An 18,939-nucleotide genomic window follows, 5' to 3' on the forward strand; every position below is an offset into this window, starting at 1 on the left:
GCGATGGCCAAGCCGCTGATCCCGGCCGACGATATCCTCACGCACGCCCTGGACCTGCTGGATTCCGAAGGTATCGAGGCGCTGAGCGTCCGTCGACTATCGGCCGCTCTCAAGATCTCACCACGGACGCTGTATCAACAGGTCGGCAATCGGGAAGCACTGATCAGGGCGCTGGTCGCTCGCCACTTTGCGCAGCTCAAACTCGACTTCAAGGAATACGACACCTGGGAGTCGACGGCGCTGCACTGGTGCCAGGCATTGAACAACGCTCTTCGTGCACATCCGTTTCTGACCGAGTTGATGACCATCGACGACCGCAACGCTGTCACCGATTATGTCAATGCTCTGCTCAAAGCTACTCTGCAGGAAGGCATTCCACGCTCGTTGGCTACCGAGTGCTGCCGCGGACTGGCGCACATGACGATCAATCATTCTATTGTCGAGGTGCGCGGGCTGCTGCGTGAACCGGGCCGCTCCGAACCGGAGACGGCCAAGATCGAGCAGAATTTTCCCCGATTGGTCGAATGGGTGATCTCCGGGGTGCGGGCGGAGGCAGGCGGCGCCGATGCCAAACCGAACCGGCGGCGGTGGGCTCGCTGATCAGCCGGAGACGCCACCGTCGATGGTCATGAGCGAACCGGTGGTGTAACTCGACGCGTCGGACAGCAGATAGACGACAGCTCCGACGATCTCGTCGGGGCGGCCAACCCGTCCAAGCGCGATGCGACGCACCAGCTCCGGCAGGAGATCGGGGTTGCGAACGAACCCCGACGCCGCGTCGGTATCGAAGGTGCCGCAGATGATCGCGTTGACACGCACGCCGGCACCGGCGTATTCGATGGCCGAGGCGGTGGTCAACGCGTTCAGGCCGGCTTTGGCCGCCGCGTAGACCGTGGTGACGGGTGTGGGTTTCACCGAAGCCAGCGAACTGATGTTGACGATCGACCCACCCCCGGTCGAGGCCATCGCCCTGGCTGCCAGCGCCGTCAATCGGGTCGGGCCTTTCAGGTTGACGCCGATCACCTTGTCGAACAACACCTCTGAGGTGTCCAGCAGCGAGGGGGCCAGCGGGCTCATCCCGGCATTGTTGACCAACCCGTCCAGCCGGCCCCATCGGGAGACAGCGGCCTCGACGACGCCGGGTAACGACTCCCAATCGCCGACATGGCAGGCCAGCGGATGGGCCTGCCCGCCGGATTCGGTGATCATGGTGGCCAGGGCCTGGCAGGAGTCAAGCTTTCGGCTCGCGATCACCACTCGGGCGCCGCGCTCGGCAAGGCCGACGCTCATCGCGGCGCCCAGTCCGCGACCGCCGCCGGTGACGAGAACGACCCTGCCCGATACGTCGAACAATTCATCGGTCATTGCGCGAACCTCCTTGCGCGCCTGAGTAGTTCATCGATGACCGGTCCGAAGAACTCGTGGATCGGGTTGCGTGACTCGCCGCGCAGAAACTTGGCGTAGGACGCCTCCAAGACGATCGCCAGCTTCCACGCGCTGAACACCTGATACCAGTCGAATTGTGACAGATCACGGCAGGTGGCCTCGGCGTAGCGCGCGATCAGTTCACCCGGTGTCTGGCAGTGATCGCGGGCGATGCCATGCGGGGCGTCCGGCGATCCCAGCGCGATGGGGTTTTCAGCCTCGGGCCAGAAGATCATCGCCCAGGCCAGGTCGATGAGGGGATCGCCGACGGTCGTCATCTCGAAATCGACGACGCAGGCGATCCGGGGTGGCGGCGCCGGCGCCCAGATGACGTTGTCCAGCTTGTAGTCCCCGTGCATGACGGTGAGGTCGCCATCGGTGGGCAGATTGTCGCGTAGCCAACCGGCGAGCTCGTCCACGCCGTCCAGGTCGCGGGCCCGGTAGCCCGCCAGTTGAGTCAGCCAACGATCGACCTGCCGAGGCAGAAACCCCTGCGGGTGGGACAGTTCGGCCAGCGCGGTGCCCGTCCAGTCGACTGAGTGCAGCGCAACCAGGGTGTCGATCAGCTGCTCGCCGATCAGGCCGTGTGAGGACGGATCGCCAAGCAGTGCTTCGGGGAGTCCGTCGCGACGGATCACGCCGCCGTCGACGTAGGACATCACGAAGAACGGCGCACCCAGGATCGCGGGGTCCTCGCTGCGGGCCAGCACTGTGGGCACCGGTACTCCGGCTGTGCCCAGCGTCTCCATGATCCGCGCCTCGCGGATGACCTGATGAGCGGTGTCGGAGACAGTCGTCAGCGGGGCCCGGCGCACCACCCAGGCTTGCTCCAGCCGGTCGACGCGGAACATCTCGCAGCTGCCGCCCCCTCGAATGGGGGTGACCGACACGTCGGCTGCCTGTCCCGTCTGCTCGGCCAACCAGTCGCGAAACCGCGTGACGTCGAAACCCGTTGCGGCAGCACTCATGCGCCGATCCTCCGATTGCCGTTAAAATAACGTGGATTCCCTGAACATAGCAACCCCGGACTGCCCCGAGTGTGAGCGTACGGCGCAAATTTCGGGGATTTCTCGCTCTGGCGGCACACTAAAAGCCGGCGACGCACACTCGACGCCGTGCGATGGCCCTGGTTGCGCCGCGGCGCAGCTCAACGCATCCTGAGTCAACGCCCTGATACAGTCATCACCCTGTGCTGTACAGTCGCCCAGCACATGCTCAACGTTCGGACACGACAATGGCGTCGGGAGGTCATCGGCGATGACGCACAGACGAATTCGGCACCGCTGGTGACTGCCGAGACCGCTGAAACCGTGGCGGAGTTTCGCAGCCGGGCCAGGGCCTGGTTGGCCGCCAATATGCCGCGCCAGGATCCCGCCGAAGCCGCACTCCTGGAACGCGACGCGGAACTGTCCTGGCATCGGGCACGCGAACTGCAGAAGAAGTTGTATGACGGCGGATTTGCCGGCATCTGTTTTCCGCGGGAGTACGGGGGCCTCGGGCTGGGCTACGAGTACAAGAAGGCCTTCGATACCGAGGCGCTCGGCTACGAGACGCCGATACTGCTCAATGTCCCGTGCTTCGCCATCTGCTGCGCGACCATCCTCGACATGGGCAGCGAGGAACAGAAACGCACCCACATCCGAGCGGCGCTACGCGGCGACGAAGTTCTGGTGCAGCTGCTGTCCGAACCCAGCGGGGGGTCGGACCTCGCGGGTGTCATCACCCGAGCCGACCGCCGGGACGGGCGCTGGATCATCAATGGCGCCAAGACGTGGAGCACCTGGGCATTCGCCGCGGACTATGGGCTATGCCTGGCCCGGACCGATTGGGACGCACCGAAACACGAGGGACTGACCATGTTCCTGTTGCCGCTTGCGCACCCCGGAATAACGATCAACCGCATCCAGCAGATCAACGGCTCCATCGAATTCTGCGAAGAGTTCTTCGACGACGTCGAGGTGGGGGATGACGCCGTCGTCGGCGAACCGGGCAAAGGATGGGAAGTCGCCTCGCGACAGCTCTACCACGAACGCCGCAGCATGGGTGACGGCTCGGAGTACACCAGTGGGCCCGGAATCTCTGAGGCCGAGGACGTTTCGATCGACCTGCTGGCGTTGGTCGAGAAGACCAATCAGCAGGACCGCGAACGCATCCGGGAGATGATCGGGCGAGCCCTGGTGCACCGCACGGTCCAGCGTCAGCTCAGCGAGCATGTCTTCCATGCGGTGGCCGGCGGGGCCATGCCCCCAACCGCGGGATCCATCATCCGGTTGTCGATGGCTGCGACCCACGACATCGAAACCGACACCGCGGTTGCCGTCACGGGTAGCTCGGCCGTCGTCGACGACGAGGCACACCTGCTCGATATCGGCATCCGATACCTGGGCCGTCAGATCGCCAGCATCGGCGGCGGTACCACCGAAATGGCGCGCAACGTGATCGGCGAGCGGGTGTTGAACTTCCCCCGCGAGTACGCCGCCGACCGCGGCGTGCCGTTTAACCAAGTGCGGCGAAACAGACTGTCCTGAAACCATGTCGGAGAAAGGTGGCCGAAATTGAGCGACCAACTACGAGACATTCGAGAGTTTGCCGGCGACACCGACGCGTACCGCGATGAGCTGTACCGCCGCTGGACAGGTCTGCTCAGTTACCGCTACATCGGCCGTAGGCACTCGGCCATGGACATCGGCGAAGTCGATGACACCGTCGTGATCCGCCGGGACATGCGCAACGAGGCAGGCGGAATCATGGTTGCGCCGCTGGCGATTTCGTCACCCGAGGGGTGCCAGACCGACATGGTCGCGGTGCCCAATCCGGTCATCGCGTCGGTGCAGATCATCGATCCCGGCTACGACGTCTCTCGCGTCGAGATCGTCGGCTCCGGCGTCGTGCACCAAGGTCGGACGATGGGTTACGGGCGGTGCAAGATCGTCGATGCCGACAACCCGGACCGGGTGATCGCCTTCAACGAGGGGCAAGGCGCGATCATCGGAATTCCGCCGGAAGGCCTGGACAGGATGGATGTTTCGGGCACCGAGTTGGTTATCGAGGACTCGCCCGACCTGCCGCCGCTATGGGCCGCTTTCGGCGCCGCCAAGCGCGACGACGGTCACTGGGTGCTGCCCGGGCTCAGCGCAGAACTCGCTTCGCCGGATGCGGCATTGCACATTGGGCCCCAACATGTGGTGCTGGAAACCGCGGCGACCGACCTTGCGGCCGATCTCGCCGGGACGCGCAAGGTGCAGGTTGTGAGCTGGCACGTCATGTTCATGTCCCGCGGGAAAGTCGGGCCGTTCCGAGTGGAGGGCACCGCACACGCCGGAGGCCCCGGACGTATCGGCGTCCGGATGCTGCTGCACGACGAAGGCAACGCCGACAAGGCCGTCACCTCTGCCGCGGCGATCTTCGAGGTGGTCCGCTGATCTCGGCGCCAGGGCTGCTGAGATGTTCGGGTTCGGGTTCGACACACTGGCGCTGCTGACCGCGGTAGGTTTCGCGGGCCCGCTGGTGGCGTCACTGCCGCGCCTGCGGATTCCGCTGATCATCGGCGAGCTGGTCGCGGGACTCATTCTGGGCAAGACCGGCTTCGATGTCATCGAACCGGCGAACTCGACGTTCCAGCTGTTCGCAAACATCGGCTTCGCGCTGATCATGTTCGTCGCGAGCACGCATGTGCCGATACGCAGTCGGCGGGTGCGCGCGGCGGTGCCGCGGGCGCTGGCACGAGCCGCGCTGTGCGGTGTGGTCGCGGTTGCCCTCGGTGTCGGGCTGGCGTGGCAGTTCGGCACCGGCCATGCGGCGCTGTACGCAGTGCTGATGACGTCGTCGTCGGCGGCGTTGGCACTGCCGGTGGTTGATTCGCTGCGCCTGCATGGTCCACCGGTGCTCTCACTGACCGCACAGATCGCCATCTCCGACACCGCGTGTATTGTCTTGCTGCCCTTGGTGATCGACCTCCGCAAGGCGCCTACGGCAGCGCTGGGCGGGCTGGCGATCGCGGGGTGTGCCGTGCTGCTGTTCGTGCTTCTGCTTGCGGCCGATCGTCGGGGCTGGCGCCAGCGCATGCACGACTATTCCGAGGAGCGCAAATTCGCGCTGGAACTGCGGACCAATCTGCTCATTCTGTTTGCGCTGGCGGCGCTAGCGCTGTGCACGCACGTGTCGATCATGTTGGCCGGATTCGCGCTGGGCCTGGTGGTCGCGGCGGTCGGGGAACCGCGACGGTTGGCGCGCCAGCTGTTCGGGATCACCGAGGGATTCTTCGGTCCGTTGTTCTTCATCTGGCTAGGCGCTTCGCTGCATGTGCGCGAGCTGGGTGCGCACCCGAAGTTGATTTTGTTGGGCGCGGGGCTGGGACTGGGCGCTGTGCTGGCGCATTGCGTGGGCCGGCTGTTCGGCCAGCCGTTGACCCTTGCTGTGCTCTCGGCCGCGCAGCTCGGTGTCCCGGTGGCCGCTGCCACGATTGGGAACGAGGAAAACCTGCTCGCCGCGGGTGAGGGGTCGGCGCTGATGTTCGGCGCGTTGCTGACGATCGCTTCCACCTCGATCGCCGGCGCATTGGCAGTGCGTAGCCAACCCGGGTAGTGGCACAAAGTCCTCACTGACTGGGGCCGTCTTGCCCTCGTGTGGCCGGCGGCGCTCGCGCGATCGTTGACCTGACGCTTCACCGAAGGGAGCAATGTCGATGAACGCGAGCTTTCCCGATGTCGCCACAATCCGGACTGTTCTGAGTCTGGCTTCTCGCGCTCCCTCGGTCCACAACACACAGCCGTGGCGCTGGCGAGTGGAGGAACAGAGCCTGCATCTGTACTCCGACGCGAGCCGGCGGCTACCCAATACGGACCCTGCTGGTCGAGATTTGACGCTGAGTTGCGGTGCGGCCCTGAATCATTGCGTCATCGCGTTGGCCGCGATTGGGTGGCGGGCCAAGGTAGCTCGGCTTCCGGACCCCGCCGACCCCAGCTATCTCGCCGCGATCACGTTGTTGCCCTGCAGCGCCGATTCCCTCGATATAGCGCTCGCGGCGTCGATACCGCGGCGGCGGACCGATCGCCGTCACTACAGCTCCTGGTCGGTTCCGGTCAGCGATATCGCTCTGATGGCGGCACGGGCGGCACGAATCGGCGTCACGCTATGCCAAGTCGAAGACATCGACCGGCTGCACAAGATTGTGTCCCAATCGATTTCGGACCATCTCAATCACGACTATCTTGCCGAGCTCACCGAATGGAGTGGGCGCTATGCGTCGGTGGCGGGGGTTCCCGCCCGCAACGTGCCGGTGCCGGATCCGAGAGCCAAGATCCCGGGCCGTTTGTTCGCCGGTCCCGCCTTGGCCATGTCACCGGGCACGTCGGCGGCCGAGGACAACGCCGTGGTGCTGGCACTCGGGACCAGGACGGATGACCGGCTGGCGCAGCTGCGCGCCGGTGAAGCCACCAGTGTCGTACTGCTGACCGCGACGTCGATGGGTCTGGCGTGCTGCCCGGTTACCGAGCCGCTGGAGGTGGCCGAAACGCGCGAGGCGGTGCACGCGGATATCTTCGGCAGCAGTCACTTTCCGCAGATGTTGCTTCGGGTGGGGTGGGCGGCGATCAACGCCGACCCATTGCCGGCCACACCACGACGTGAACTCCCCGCCTTCGTCCAGTGGTGCGGGGATGCCCCGAAAGCGTCTAGCTAGACGATCTGCAGGACCTCGTCCAACGGGTGCCGCGGCGTCGGTGGGGGCAGAACTTCCATCGGCGGCGCCACTCCGACGCGGATGAGTACCTGTGGCTGGCTGAGCCGGTCGACCAGGCCGCGCACGATGTCGCGACTCTCGTCGACTTCGATCAGGTGAGTCAGTGGGCAGGTCCCCAGGCCTGCCATCGTGCATTCCAGCAAGACGGCTGACAACATTCCACCGCAACTCAATGCATCCGGTCGCGTGTCTTCCGGGGTGGACAGCACCAGAATTTTCGACCAGTCGACATCGACCTCGGGACGCCGATTCTGATGGCTCCGGCCCGGGAAGTCACGCCCCACCTCGACCCGTGGACGTTCTTCGTCAGAAAGCAGTGCGCTCGGCGGCATGCCTTTGGTCAACATGAATCGTGAAGTCCACCAAGCGAGTTCTTCGTGATAGGCGGAATCGTCGCCCCGAAGCGCGGCGCTGAGCTGGGAAGCGGCGGCCAACTGTGGTCGCACATCGTCGCAGAGCACATCGATCGCCACCAAGCTGTCGTCGAGCACGCCGAGCAATACGGGTTCGAAGAGATGCCAGAACGTCGGCTCTGCCAACGGCAGCCGATCCGTCCGGCGCACCAGGATCGCCTCGGCGCGGTCGTCCTGTGTCCCGGTGATGTGCTCGACGGGGCGGAACTCGATCGATGCCAGGTGGTCGGGGTTGTTCGGGTTCGGAAACCGTTCGATGACCGGGTCCCACCCCGCGGCCAGCATCACGACACGTAGATGATCGAGGGCGCAACCACAACTGATGATCGCTTGCCGCCCCGAATGATCCGTGCCCGGTACCAGCCGGCGCCGGTCAAGGAATAAGCGCAGCACGCCGCCGTCGGCCACCCAGTGCCACGGCTGGCTGTTGTGCACCGATGGAGCGCGGCAAGCTAGTCGAACTGCCTCCTTCAAGACCTCGCTGCCCGGTGTCGTGGGCATGCCGTCAACTCCTCGCCGCGGTTGTTGTTCTGCCAATCAACCTAGGGGACGAACGGCGGCGCATGAAGGGCCTTTTGGCCCCATCGCGGCCGGCCACAGCTCAATAGCCTGAAATTGGGCGAATCGAATAGTCAGGAGCCAACATGAAGCGGCTGCATCGCAAGTCGGTGGTCGTCGGTATCGACGGTTCGAAAGCCGCGATCAGCGCTGCCAAGTGGGCGGTTGACGAAGCGATCAGCCGCGAACTGCCCCTGCGCCTCGTCCATGTCATCCCGCGCGACGAGGTGCGGGGCACCCAGCCCGTCGCCCGGGCGGTGGAATGCGGCGAACTGGCACTCTGCCAGGCCGACGGTGCCGTGCAAGGTGCGGGAAAGTCGGTTGAGATCGAAACAGCGCTCCTCTCAGGAGATCCCGAACAAGTATTGATGCAGGAATCACGGGACGCGGCGCTGGTGTGCCTGGGGGTCGGGAAGCATGAATGGGGGAGCGACGAGTCGATGGGGTCCACCGCCGCCGCGTTGGCGACGCGGGCGCATTGCCCGGTGGCCATCATCCGAAGCGACTCCGGCGTACCGCAGACCCACGGTGGGGTGATCGCTGTGGTGCTCAATGATGAACCCGGGAATGACGAAGTTGTACACCAGGCGATGGAGGAAGGACGGCTGCGCAAAGCCACTGTGCGGCAAATAGATCGGCGATTGAACAGCTGGATCCGGCGCTACCCGGATGTTCGCGTCGAGGTCGTCGCCGCTGGTACCGGCGCGAGACTGACTGAGAACCACGGCAACGCAATCGACCTCGCCGTCGTGGGCCAGGCTGATGCGGACGAGATTGCCGGGCTCGGCGCACTGAACTGCCATCCGATTCCGGGCTATCCCGACTGCTCGGTCCTGCTGGTCCGCCACTGAGCCGCCGAAGGTGCCTCCGATGCAGGATTTCGCGACCCCCCGGTCGATCGTCGTCGGTATCGACGGCTCGAAAGCGGCACTGCGCGCGGCACACTGGGCCGTCGACGAGGCGGTACGGCGTGACGTACCGCTGCGGCTGCTCTACGCGAACCTGCAGGACGGTGCCCGGGCCGACGTCGCGGGCCAGCTCGCCATCGCCGAATCCTCCCTTCGCCGAGCACAATCGGCGATCGAGGCGACGAATCGACAGGTGAAAATCGAGACCGAGATTGTCAACCAGCCGCCGATCAAGTCTTTGATTCGCGCTTCGGCGTCGGCGGCCATGGTATGCGTGGGCGCCGTCGGATTGCAGCACTTTCAGGCCGGCCGCACGGGGTCGACCATCGCTGCGCTGGCGGCATCGGCGCACTGCCCGGTGGCGATTGTTCGCGACCGCGATGACCATTACCGACAGCCCGCACATGACATCGTCGTCGAAATCGACGGGGCTCCCAACAACGGTCTGGTGCTGGGCGCCGCGATGGCGGAAGCATTGCTGCGCGACGCACCGATCCAGGCCATCGTCTGCCAGCACGTCGACGATGCGGACGCGGATGGGGTTGGTGCTCGCCGGACGCTCGCCGACCTGGATCGCCGGCTTGCCCGGTGGAAGCGGCAGTATCCGCAGCTGCGGGTGGAGTCGGTCGCGGTACGCGGCACCCTGATGGAGTATCTGGCAAGGCGGCAGCGATCGGTGCAGCTGGCGATCGTCGGGTCTCACGACCGCCAGCATCTGGGCGAGCTGGTCGGGCCCGCGGGCAACGCTGTCCTGAATGGCGCCGCCTGCTCGTTGCTGATCGTCAATCGCCAACATCTGTGAAATGGGACGATGATGAAGATGGTGCAAATCGCTCCGCCGAGCCGGCAGAAAGGACTCGCAATGGTCACGGTTTTCCTGGTCGACGACCATGAAGTCGTTCGTCGGGGCCTCGCCGACTTGCTGGCTTCGGATTCTGACCTCGAAATCATCGGTGACGCCGGCTCGGTGTCGGAAGCGATGGTGCGCATACCCGCGTTGAAGCCGGACGTGGCGGTGCTCGACGTCCGTCTTCCCGACGGCAATGGCATCGAATTGTGCCGGGAGCTGCTGTCTGAGCTTCCCGACCTGCGGTGCCTGATGTTGACGTCGTTCACCTCCGATGAGGCGATGCTGGAGGCGATTCTGGCCGGTGCCAGCGGCTACGTCGTCAAGGATATTCGCGGCATGGAGCTGGCTCAGGCGATCAAGGATGTCGGCGCCGGCAAATCGTTGCTGGATAACCGTGCCGCGGCCGCACTGATGGCAAAACTGCGCGACACCACCGAGCCTCCCGATCCGCTGTCCGGGTTGACTGATCGGGAGCGAACCCTGCTTGGACTGCTCAGTGAGGGATTGACCAACAAACAGATCGCCGCGCGGATGTTTCTCGCCGAGAAGACGGTGAAGAACTACGTGTCGCGGTTGCTGGCCAAACTTGGCATGGAGCGGCGGACCCAGGCAGCAGTGTTCGCCTCAAAGTTGGATCAGCGGTCCGCCGAGCCCAGTTCGCCGTAGGTGCTGCACCCTCGTCGCCGTAGCCCGCGCCACAGCGATCCGCTTAAGCTGAGCCAAGGCACCGTGGCGTTGCCGGCTCCGTCGACGCGGGTTGCTCACCGCCGAAGATCTCATGGAGGTATTGGGTCGAGTGGCCACCGATGAGAGCGGCTCGGCTTTCGCCGGACTCGGCCGGCGCGGCCTGGTTGACCGGATGCATGAGCAACTCGACGAGTTGCTGGCAGGGCGCGATCAAATGGAGCAACTGCTGCGCGTCATCGTCGAGATCGGGTCGGATCTTGACCTGGATGCGACGCTGCGTCGAATTGTCATGTCGGCCAGGGATTTGACCTCAGCCCCCTACGGCGCGTTGGCGATACGTGATCCCGAGGGCGGATTGATCTCGTTTGTCCACGACGGAATCGATCCCGATTTGGTGCAACAAATCGGTCCGTTGCCTGTCGGCAAGGGAATTCTGAGTGTGTCGCTGCTGGATACCCTCGCGTTGCGATTGGACGATCTGACCACGCACCCGGCCGCAGTCGGGTTTCCCGAGCACCACCCACCAATGCGCGCGTTCCTCGCAGTGCCGATCACCATTCGAGGAACGGTGTTCGGCAATCTGTATCTGGCCCACGACGAGCCGACGCGGGTCTTCTCTGAATCCGACGAAGTCGCCGCCCGCGCGCTGGCTTTCGCGGCGGCGGTCGCGATCGACAATGCGCGAGTATTCGAGCGCGAGCGTACGTCGGTGAAGTGGATGGATGCCAGTCGTGAGATCACCACCGCGCTGCTTTCCAGTGTCGACTCGCGAACGACGCCGTTGCACTTGATCGCCGAACGGGCCTGTGCCCTCACCGAAGCCGAACAGGCGATCGTGCTCGTCCCGGTTGATGCCGATCTGCCCGCGGACGAAAACGACACGCTGGTCGTCTCTGCCGCGGTCGGACTCAACGCCAATGAGGTTGTTGGTCAACGGGTTCCGGTCGATAGATCCACCAGCGGCGGGGTTTTCCGCTCGGGTATCCCGTTGATCACCGAATCGATGAGCTATCCGATTCAGGCCTTCACCGACGTCGGAGAACGCTCGGCGATTGTGATGCCGCTGCGGGCTCACGACAAAGTCGCCGGAGTGATCGCGGTCGCGCGCAACGCGAACGAACCCCCCTTCGACAACAGTTACCTCAACTTGGTCAGTGATTTCGCCACGCACGCCGCGATAGCGCTGATGCTCGCGGAAGGCCGCGAACACGCGCGCCAGCTCACCATCGTGGCCGAACGGGAGCGCATTGCCCACGACCTGCATGACCACGTCATCCAACGGTTGTTCGCCGCGGGCATGGATCTTCAGGGCACCGTCGCGCGGGTGCGTTCAGCCGAGATCTCCGAGCGGCTCAACCGCACACTCGACGATCTGCAAACCATCATCGAGGAGATCCGCACCACCATCTTCCAGCTGAAATCCCCCCTGGGCAGCGACGGCGGCTTCCGGAATCGGATCCAGCGGGTCGTCGCCGACCTGACCGGGAACCGCGACCTCGTCACCACGGTGCGCCTGCACGGCCCGATGGCCGCCGTCGGCGGCGAACTGGCCGAACATGCCGAAGCGGTCACCGCCGAAGCCGTCAGCAACGCCATCCGGCACTCCTGCGCGACACGGCTGACCGTCGATGTCAGCGTCGCCGACATGCTGACCGTCGACATCGCCGACAACGGTTGCGGCATTCCCGCCGACAACCCGCGTCGCAGCGGATTGGCCAATTTGTGCTACCGCGCCGAGCAGGTCGGCGGATCTTGCGAAGTCACCACCCCGGATGGGGGCGGCACCAGGGTGCGCTGGACAGCTCCGTTGGCCGATCGCTGACGACGTGGCGCAGTAGCACTGTGCGGCAGGGACTTTGGTCCCGTGCGCTGAGGGCTTTCGACAGGCGCGGCGGTCGAGCCCTGGTCCGTAGCGTCATCCTCATGACCTATGTAATCGGCAAGGCGTGCGTCGACGTGATGGAGAAGTCCTGCGTTCAGGAGTGCCCGGTGGACTGCATTTACGAGGGTGCTCGAACGATGTACATCAACCCCGATGAGTGCGTGGACTGTGGCGCCTGCAGGTCGGCTTGCCACGCCGGCGCGATTTACTGGGAGGGCGACCTGCCCGACGACGAGCAAGCACACCTGGACGACAACGCCGCATTCTTCGCGCTGCCGCTTCCCGGGCGCTCCGGCCCGCTGGGTTCCCCGGGCGGCGCCACCGGAGTGGGGCGAGTGGGCGCGGACACCCGGTTGATCGCGGCGATGCCGGCAGCTACCGTCTGAAACTCTGGTCATACATCCCCGCGCATCTGTATGGTGATCGCCAGCGTCTACGCCTGGCGCACCGACACGACGGGAGACATGCAGTGGCAGAACGGTTGGCGGGAAAAGTCGCGCTGATTAGTGGGGGTGCGCGGGGGATGGGCGCCTCACACGTGCGAATGCTGGTCGCCGAGGGAGCCAGGGTCGTGTTCGGCGATATCCTCGACGACGAAGGTAAGGCGGTAGCGGCTGAAGTCGGCGACTCGGCTCGTTACCTGCACCTCGATGTGACGAAGCCCGACGACTGGGATGCGGCGGTGGCAACCGCCGTCAGCGAGTTCGGCGGCATCGACGTGCTGGTGAACAACGCCGGCATCATCAACATCGGCACCTTCGAGGACTACGCGCTCTCGGAGTGGCAGCGGATCCTCGACATCAACTTGACCGGCGTGTTCCTCGGTATCCGCGCCGTGGTGAAACCCATGAAGGAAGCCGGCCGAGGCTCGATAATCAACATCTCCTCGATCGAAGGTATCGCCGGCACTATCGCCTGCCACGGTTACACCGCAAGCAAATTCGCTGTCCGGGGTCTGACCAAGTCGGCGGCACTGGAGCTGGGGCCCAGCGGTATTCGGGTGAACTCCATCCATCCTGGGCTGATCAAGACGCCGATGACCGACTGGGTTCCCGACGACATCTTCCAGACCGCGTTGGGCCGGGCCGCCGACCCCAAGGAGGTCTCCAGCCTGGTGGTCTATCTGGCCAGTGACGAGTCTAGTTACTCCACCGGTTCGGAGTTCGTGGTCGACGGTGGCACCACCGCCGGCTTGGGGCACAAAGACTTTTCCGCGGTAGAGACGGACGCGCAGCCGGAGTGGGTTACCTAGCGGCAGATACGGATTCGGGCTCGTTGGCCTGCTTCTCTTTTGGGTCAGGCCACGGCGAAGGCACCGGGCGCTGCCGCACTCGCTGCGGCCACCAGAACCACTTGCCCAACAGCGCGGCAATGGACGGCGTCATCAGGGACCGCACGATCAGGGTGTCAAACAGCAGGCCGAGGCCGATGGTGGTACCCACCTGACCGATGACGGTCAGCTCGCTGACCGCCATGGTCATCATCGTGAACGCGAAGACCAATCCCGCCGACGTGACCACCGAGCCGGTGCCGCCCATCGACCGGATGATGCCGGTGTTCAGGCCCGCGTGGATCTCCTCCTTGAACCGCGCTACCAGTAGCAAGTTGTAGTCGGCGCCCACGGCGAGCAAGATGATGACCGACATCGCGAGCACCATCCAGTGCAGCTCGATGCCGATGATGTGCTGCCAGATCAGCACCGACAGTCCAAAGGACGCACCCAGCGAAATCAACACCGTTCCGACGATGACCGCCGAGGCCACCACACCTCGGGTGATGATCAACATGATGATGAAAATCAGGCACAGCGAAGCGATTCCGGCGATCAACAGGTCGTAGGTATTGCCCTCGCTGAGGTCTTTGAAGATTGCCGCGGTGCCGCCGAGGTAGATCTTCGAGCCCTCCAGCGGAGTGCCCTTCAATGATTCGTAGGCGGCCTTCTTGATGGCGGCGATGTGCGAAATGCCTTCTGCCGACATCGGATCGCCGTCATGGCTGATGATGAAGCGCACCGCATGGCCATCGGGGGAGATGAAGTTCTTCATCCCCTTCTTGAACTCGGCGTTGTTGAAGATCTCCGGCGGTAGGTAGAACGAGTCGTCGTTCTTGGAAGCGTCGAATGCCTTACCCATGGCGTTCGAGTTCTTCTGCGCCTCAGTCTGCTGATCCTGCAAACCCTTTTGGGTCGAATACATGGTCAGCATAGTGGTTTTCATAGCCTTCATGTTTTCGATCATGCTGGGCATCAGTGCCACCATCTGAGGCATCAGGGTGTCGAGATGATCCATGATCGGCAGCAGACTCTCGATGTCATCGGTCATTGTGTCGACGCCGTCCAGGCCGTCGAAGACGGAGCGAATCGACCAGCACACCGGGATGTCGAAGCAGTGCTTCTCCCAGTAGAGGTAGCTGCGGAAGGGCCGGAAGAAGTCCTCGAAATCGGCCATGTGGTTGCGCAATTCATTGATGTCGATGGTCATGTCGTGCATCTTTTTGACCATCTGATGCATGTCGTTGGCCATCTGGGCGGTGATGCTCGACATCTTTTCCATGCTGTCGATGGTCGTTTGCATCATGTCTGCCTGCTTGAGCATGTCGGCCATCTGGTCTTCTTGGTACTTCTGATTCATCTGCTGGCTGACGCCTTGCATGCTGATCTGGAACGGGATCGAGGTGTGCTCGATCGGCTTCCCCTCGGGCCGGGTGATCGCCTGCACGCGTGAGATACCCGGCACCCGGAAGATCGTCTTGGCGATTTTGTCGATGACCAAGAAGTCCGCGGAGTTACGCAGATCGTGGTCGCTCTCGATCATCAGCACTTCGGGATTCATCCGAGCCTGTGAGAAGTGCCGGTCCGCGGCTGCGTAACCCTCGTTCGCGGGCAGATCTGTGGGCAGATAATTGCGGTCGTTGTAGTTGGTGCGGTACCCGGGCAGCGTGAGCAAGCCGACCAGTGCCACTCCGATCGTCATGACCAGGATCGGGCCCGGCCACCTCACCACGAGGGCGCCAACCTTGCGCCAGAAGCGAATACGCTGTGTCCGCTTGGGCTCGTGGGTCTTGCCGAAACGCGTAGCCACCGAGATGACCGCAGCGCCGAGCGTCAAAGCCGCAAACACCACGACCACCATGCCGATGGCCAACGGGATACCCAGCGTCTGGAAATAGGGCAGGTTCGTGAAGTGCAGGCAGAACGTGGCGCCGGCGATCGTCATACCGGACCCGAGCACCACGTGCGCGGTGCCCCGATACATCGTGTAATAAGCGTCTTCTCGGGACTCGCCGACAGACCGGGCTTCCTGATATCGGCCGATCAAAAAGATCGCATAGTCGGTAGCGGCCGCGATGGCCAACGTGACGATCAGGTTGGTTGCGAACGTCGAAAGCCCAATGATCTTGTGGTAGCCCAGAAATGCGACCGTTCCGCGTGCCGCCGATAGCTCTAGCACCACCATCACCATCGTCAGCAACAGCGTGATGACCGATCGATAGACCAACAACAACATCGCGATGATCACGGTGAAGGTGCACATCGTGATGACTTGCACGCTGCGGTCACCGGCCATGTGCTGATCGGCTGCGAGCGCCGCCGGTCCGGTGACGTAGGCCTTTACCCCGTTGGGCGGGCGCACACTCTTGACGATGCTCCGGACGGACTCGACCGATTCATTGGCCAAGGCTTCGCCCTGGTTGCCGGCCAGGTAGACCTGCACGTAGGCGGCCCTGCCGTCGTTGCTTTGTGCGCCGGCCCCGGTCAGGGGGTCGCTCCACATATCCTGAACGTGCTCAACGTGTTTGGTGTCGGCGTCGAGTTTCTTGACGATCTGGTCGTAGTAGGCGTGCGCATCGGCGCCCAGGGGATTTTGGCCCTCCAACACGATCATCGCCGAGCTGTTGGACTTGTACTCGTTGAACACCGTACCCATGCGCTTCGTGGCGACCACCGATTGCGCATCGTCGGGAGCCATCGACACCGAGCGCATCTTCCCGACCGTGTCCAAGTCTGGGACGACCGTGCTGAGCACCGCGATGATTGCGATCCAGCCGAGGATGATGGGGACGGCGAACTTGCGGACAAAGCGCGGGATTTTTTCCCGCACCGGCTCTGCAGCGGTCGGGAGCGCGTCGGTGCGGGCGTCGTTGAACGTTGTGCTCATGCGGATTTCACCAGGCAGAATGTCAGGGCGTGCACGCCGGTGCTAATTTTCTCGGCCTTGACTTCGTCATCGATCGTGATGCGGCAACCGAGGTAGTCACCATCGCTTTGCGCCGAGAGATTGGGAAAGACCGACGGCGCCGTCGTACTGAGCACCAGCGTCCATGGCAACGGCGCACCGTCGACCCGGGTCGGGTCGGCGGACAGATTCAGGTAGTTCACGTTCGCATGGCTAGCCGAGCCGAATACCTCGTACTTGACGACCTTCGGCTTGAACGGCTTGGAGTCTTCGAGCCGCGGGCTGGTCATGACGCCGGTGTCGTTGGCGCCGAAGAAGGACTTGACCCGGACAACGGCAAAGCCGCCGACCACCACAACCGCCACGATCAAGAGCGGCAGCCATGCGTTCCGCACGATCTTCGATAGCAGCAACTACCCGAGTCCTTTTCTGATCGCCGTGAATTGCCGGTACGAGCCGCACGACTCAGCAGCGACTCGCGGCCGCTGCTCGGACTTGCGCGCCCATTTCATGCCTGCGGAGATAGCTGAGTGCGCGCGCCGATGGCCGCTCTCGGTACCGATACATGCCCCGCGTTGCGGAAGCGTCCCCGAACACCGCCACCAGCGCATAGTACATGATGTGCATATCTTGCACATCATGCAAGATTCGCCCGCGGTGTTTCAGATCACTTTGTGAAGATGCTGTTGACCAGCGCGGCGGCGCGCTCGACGTAGGGCATCGGCGTGTCTTCGGCGTCCTTGGGCTCGTCACTTGCCCACCTCTCGATGCCCGAGCGCACGGCGGTCAACGCCAGCGCGGAGATCAAGGGGGCCATCTCGTCGTCCGGCTTCATGTCCTGACGGCGAACGATGATGTCGGTTAGCTGGAGTTGAAAACGTTCCAGATCGGCGAGAAACGCGGCCAGCACCGCGGGCGAGGTCTTGGCGAGTTCGAGCATGTGGGCGGCATACTCTCGCGGCGGGGGCACGTCGCGCAGGTGATGCGCGGCCAGAGTGATCAGCTCGGCCAGCACGACCGAGTAAGGCGCGGGCCCGTCCGCGACGAAATCCGCAACCAGCTCAGGAGGGATGTCTGAGGGGCCGTAGGCGAGCGCGGACTCTTTGTTCGGGAAGTAGTTGAAAAAGGTGCGTGTCGAGATTCCGGCTTCGGCACAGATTTCGTCGATGGTCACCTTGTCGAAGCCGCGCTCGAGTGTCAGGCGCACCGCGGCGTCGCGGATGTCTGCGCTGGTCTCGCGCCGGCGCCGCTCGCGCAGCCCCAATGGGTTGGCCATACCACCCATAGTTGCACGAACTGCACACTTTGCAGTCAAATGGCTCGTTAACCGCGTGGCTTAGGCCAGGGGGTCGTCTGCGGGCGCGGCCAGGGCGGCCCATAAGTGGTCGCGCTGGCTCGCGAAGAACTTCACCGAGATCGCTGCTTTGTCCACGATGTGGTCGAACGCGTGGAACGCGCCGGGCGCAATCTCCTCGTGCACAGGCACGCCCGCCTCGCGGAGACGCCGGGCGTAGTCGAGGCACTCCTGGTAGTACAGGTCCAACGTCCCGACCCCGATCCATGCTGCTGGCAGTCCGGCCAAATCGGGCCGACGTCCCGGTGCGGCCTCGGCGGGGTCTGCTCCGTCGAGGTACCACTGCCAGGCCAGTTGGTTATCGTCCTCGGTCCACATGATGCGCTTGCGGCCGTCGCCGTTTGCTCCCGTGCGATCGTCCAGCATGGGGTACACCAGCATCTGATAGGCGAGCTTGACTTCGCCGCGATCGTGCGCCCGTTGTGCGACCGCTGCCGCGAAATGTCCACCGGCGCTTGCCCCGCCGACGGCGATTCGCTCGGGGTCGACCCATGGCTGGCGAGCTAGCCAGAGCAGCGCCGCATAGCAGTCTTCGAGCGGTATCGGGTAGGGGTGCTCTGGAGCCAGGCGGTGTTCGACGGCTGCGATCGCGACGCCGGTCAGGCGAGATAGCTTGCGGCAGGACTTGTCGTCCTGGACGGCGGTTCCCATGATGGTGCCGCCGCCATGGATCCACAACAGCGCGGGAGCCCGGTCGGGGAGGCCGGCCGGACGATGCATGCGAACCTTGACGTGTTCGTCGACCGCGACCGCCGGTACATCACGGAGCCGGCCGGCGTTGCCGAGGGCCAGCATGATGGCTCGCTGAACCTTGTAGCCGCGGTGCAGGGCGTATCCCCGGGGCAGAAAGCGGGCGACCTTACGCAGATCGGGATCCACGGCCTGTGGCGCGGTGAAGGCATTCGCGGGCAACCGATTTGCCATGGGTTTTCTCTGTTCCCTCGCGC

General features: G+C 64.1%; 18 protein-coding genes. 11 read left to right on the plus strand and 7 right to left on the minus strand.

Translation table 11 applies throughout. The features are described from left to right. Positions 1-3 precede the first annotated feature (3 nt). Positions 4-600, plus strand: coding sequence for a TetR/AcrR family transcriptional regulator (locus H7K34_RS03160; RefSeq protein ID WP_264059823.1), 597 nt, complete (start codon positions 4-6; stop codon positions 598-600). Here the strand turns inward: H7K34_RS03160 and H7K34_RS03165 are convergent, their stop codons facing one another. After that, complete coding sequence (locus H7K34_RS03165) at positions 601-1,365, minus strand: SDR family NAD(P)-dependent oxidoreductase (protein WP_264059825.1); 765 nt, start codon at positions 1,363-1,365, stop codon at positions 601-603. It lies immediately after the preceding gene. Further along, the gene (locus H7K34_RS03170) at positions 1,362-2,393 is read right to left on the minus strand and encodes a phosphotransferase family protein (protein ID WP_264059827.1); all 1,032 of its coding nucleotides are present in this window, start codon (positions 2,391-2,393) and stop codon (positions 1,362-1,364) included. Before H7K34_RS03170 ends, H7K34_RS03165 begins: the two co-directional genes overlap by 4 nt. 243 nt (positions 2,394-2,636) lie before the next feature. Between H7K34_RS03170 and H7K34_RS03175 the strand changes: the two genes are divergently transcribed. From H7K34_RS03175 to H7K34_RS03190, 4 genes are all read left to right on the plus strand, one after another. Further along, positions 2,637-3,953 (plus strand): acyl-CoA dehydrogenase family protein, encoded by a 1,317-nt coding sequence (locus tag H7K34_RS03175; RefSeq protein WP_264059828.1) that lies wholly within the window; start codon positions 2,637-2,639, stop codon positions 3,951-3,953. A 27-nt stretch (positions 3,954-3,980) separates the two neighbouring features. After that, entirely contained in the window at positions 3,981-4,847 is an 867-nt protein-coding gene (locus H7K34_RS03180) for a hypothetical protein (RefSeq protein WP_264059830.1), read from the plus strand. A 22-nt stretch (positions 4,848-4,869) separates the two neighbouring features. Then, on the plus strand, positions 4,870-6,009 hold the full coding sequence (locus H7K34_RS03185) for a cation:proton antiporter (protein ID WP_264059833.1): 1,140 nt from the start codon (positions 4,870-4,872) through the stop codon (positions 6,007-6,009). A gap of 100 nt (positions 6,010-6,109) precedes the next feature. Then, the gene (locus H7K34_RS03190; protein ID WP_264059834.1) at positions 6,110-7,105 is read left to right on the plus strand and encodes an Acg family FMN-binding oxidoreductase; all 996 of its coding nucleotides are present in this window, start codon (positions 6,110-6,112) and stop codon (positions 7,103-7,105) included. Here H7K34_RS03190 and H7K34_RS03195 read toward each other — a convergent pair. Next, positions 7,102-8,079, minus strand: coding sequence for an Acg family FMN-binding oxidoreductase (locus tag H7K34_RS03195; protein ID WP_264059840.1), 978 nt, complete (start codon positions 8,077-8,079; stop codon positions 7,102-7,104). The two genes, H7K34_RS03190 and H7K34_RS03195, sit on opposite strands and share 4 nt — an antisense overlap. A 143-nt stretch (positions 8,080-8,222) precedes the next feature. On the opposite strand from H7K34_RS03195, the gene H7K34_RS03200 reads away from it, so the two are divergent. From H7K34_RS03200 to H7K34_RS03225, 6 genes are all read left to right on the plus strand, one after another. Beyond that, entirely contained in the window at positions 8,223-8,987 is a 765-nt protein-coding gene (locus tag H7K34_RS03200) for a universal stress protein (protein WP_264059846.1), read from the plus strand. Positions 8,988-9,006: 19 nt separating this feature from the next. Continuing rightward, a complete protein-coding gene (locus H7K34_RS03205; RefSeq protein WP_264059848.1) occupies positions 9,007-9,846 on the plus strand; it encodes a universal stress protein in 840 nt (279 codons plus the stop codon). Positions 9,847-9,906: 60 nt separating this feature from the next. Then, positions 9,907-10,560: a response regulator gene (locus H7K34_RS03210; RefSeq protein WP_264059850.1), complete on the plus strand. Its 654-nt coding sequence runs from the start codon at positions 9,907-9,909 to the stop codon at positions 10,558-10,560. A gap of 193 nt (positions 10,561-10,753) precedes the next feature. Continuing rightward, positions 10,754-12,403 (plus strand): sensor histidine kinase, encoded by a 1,650-nt coding sequence (locus H7K34_RS03215; RefSeq protein ID WP_264060510.1) that lies wholly within the window; start codon positions 10,754-10,756, stop codon positions 12,401-12,403. A gap of 101 nt (positions 12,404-12,504) precedes the next feature. Further along, positions 12,505-12,849: a ferredoxin gene (gene fdxA / locus H7K34_RS03220; RefSeq protein ID WP_264059852.1), complete on the plus strand. Its 345-nt coding sequence runs from the start codon at positions 12,505-12,507 to the stop codon at positions 12,847-12,849. Between the two features lie 83 nt (positions 12,850-12,932). Next, positions 12,933-13,715 (plus strand): SDR family oxidoreductase, encoded by a 783-nt coding sequence (locus H7K34_RS03225; RefSeq protein ID WP_108923916.1) that lies wholly within the window; start codon positions 12,933-12,935, stop codon positions 13,713-13,715. On the opposite strand, the gene H7K34_RS03230 is transcribed toward H7K34_RS03225, so the two are convergent. From H7K34_RS03230 to H7K34_RS03245, 4 genes are all read right to left on the minus strand, one after another. Beyond that, positions 13,708-16,620 carry an MMPL/RND family transporter gene (locus tag H7K34_RS03230; RefSeq protein WP_264059854.1) on the minus strand — a complete coding sequence of 971 codons (2,913 nt, stop codon included), beginning with the start codon at positions 16,618-16,620 and terminating at the stop codon, positions 13,708-13,710. The two genes, H7K34_RS03225 and H7K34_RS03230, sit on opposite strands and share 8 nt — an antisense overlap. Beyond that, positions 16,617-17,033 (minus strand): MmpS family transport accessory protein, encoded by a 417-nt coding sequence (locus H7K34_RS03235; RefSeq protein ID WP_372510674.1) that lies wholly within the window; start codon positions 17,031-17,033, stop codon positions 16,617-16,619. The genes H7K34_RS03230 and H7K34_RS03235 overlap by 4 nt, the downstream gene beginning before the upstream one ends. Positions 17,034-17,305: 272 nt before the next feature. Beyond that, entirely contained in the window at positions 17,306-17,914 is a 609-nt protein-coding gene (locus H7K34_RS03240; RefSeq protein WP_108923912.1) for a TetR family transcriptional regulator, read from the minus strand. 60 nt (positions 17,915-17,974) lie between these two features. Beyond that, positions 17,975-18,916, minus strand: a complete 942-nt coding sequence (locus H7K34_RS03245) for an alpha/beta hydrolase (RefSeq protein WP_264059858.1) — start codon at positions 18,914-18,916, stop codon at positions 17,975-17,977. Positions 18,917-18,939: the final 23 nt, after the last annotated feature.

Origin of the sequence: Mycobacterium montefiorense (assembly GCF_025823255.1) — a bacterium.
GTDB lineage: Bacteria > Actinomycetota > Actinomycetes > Mycobacteriales > Mycobacteriaceae > Mycobacterium > Mycobacterium montefiorense.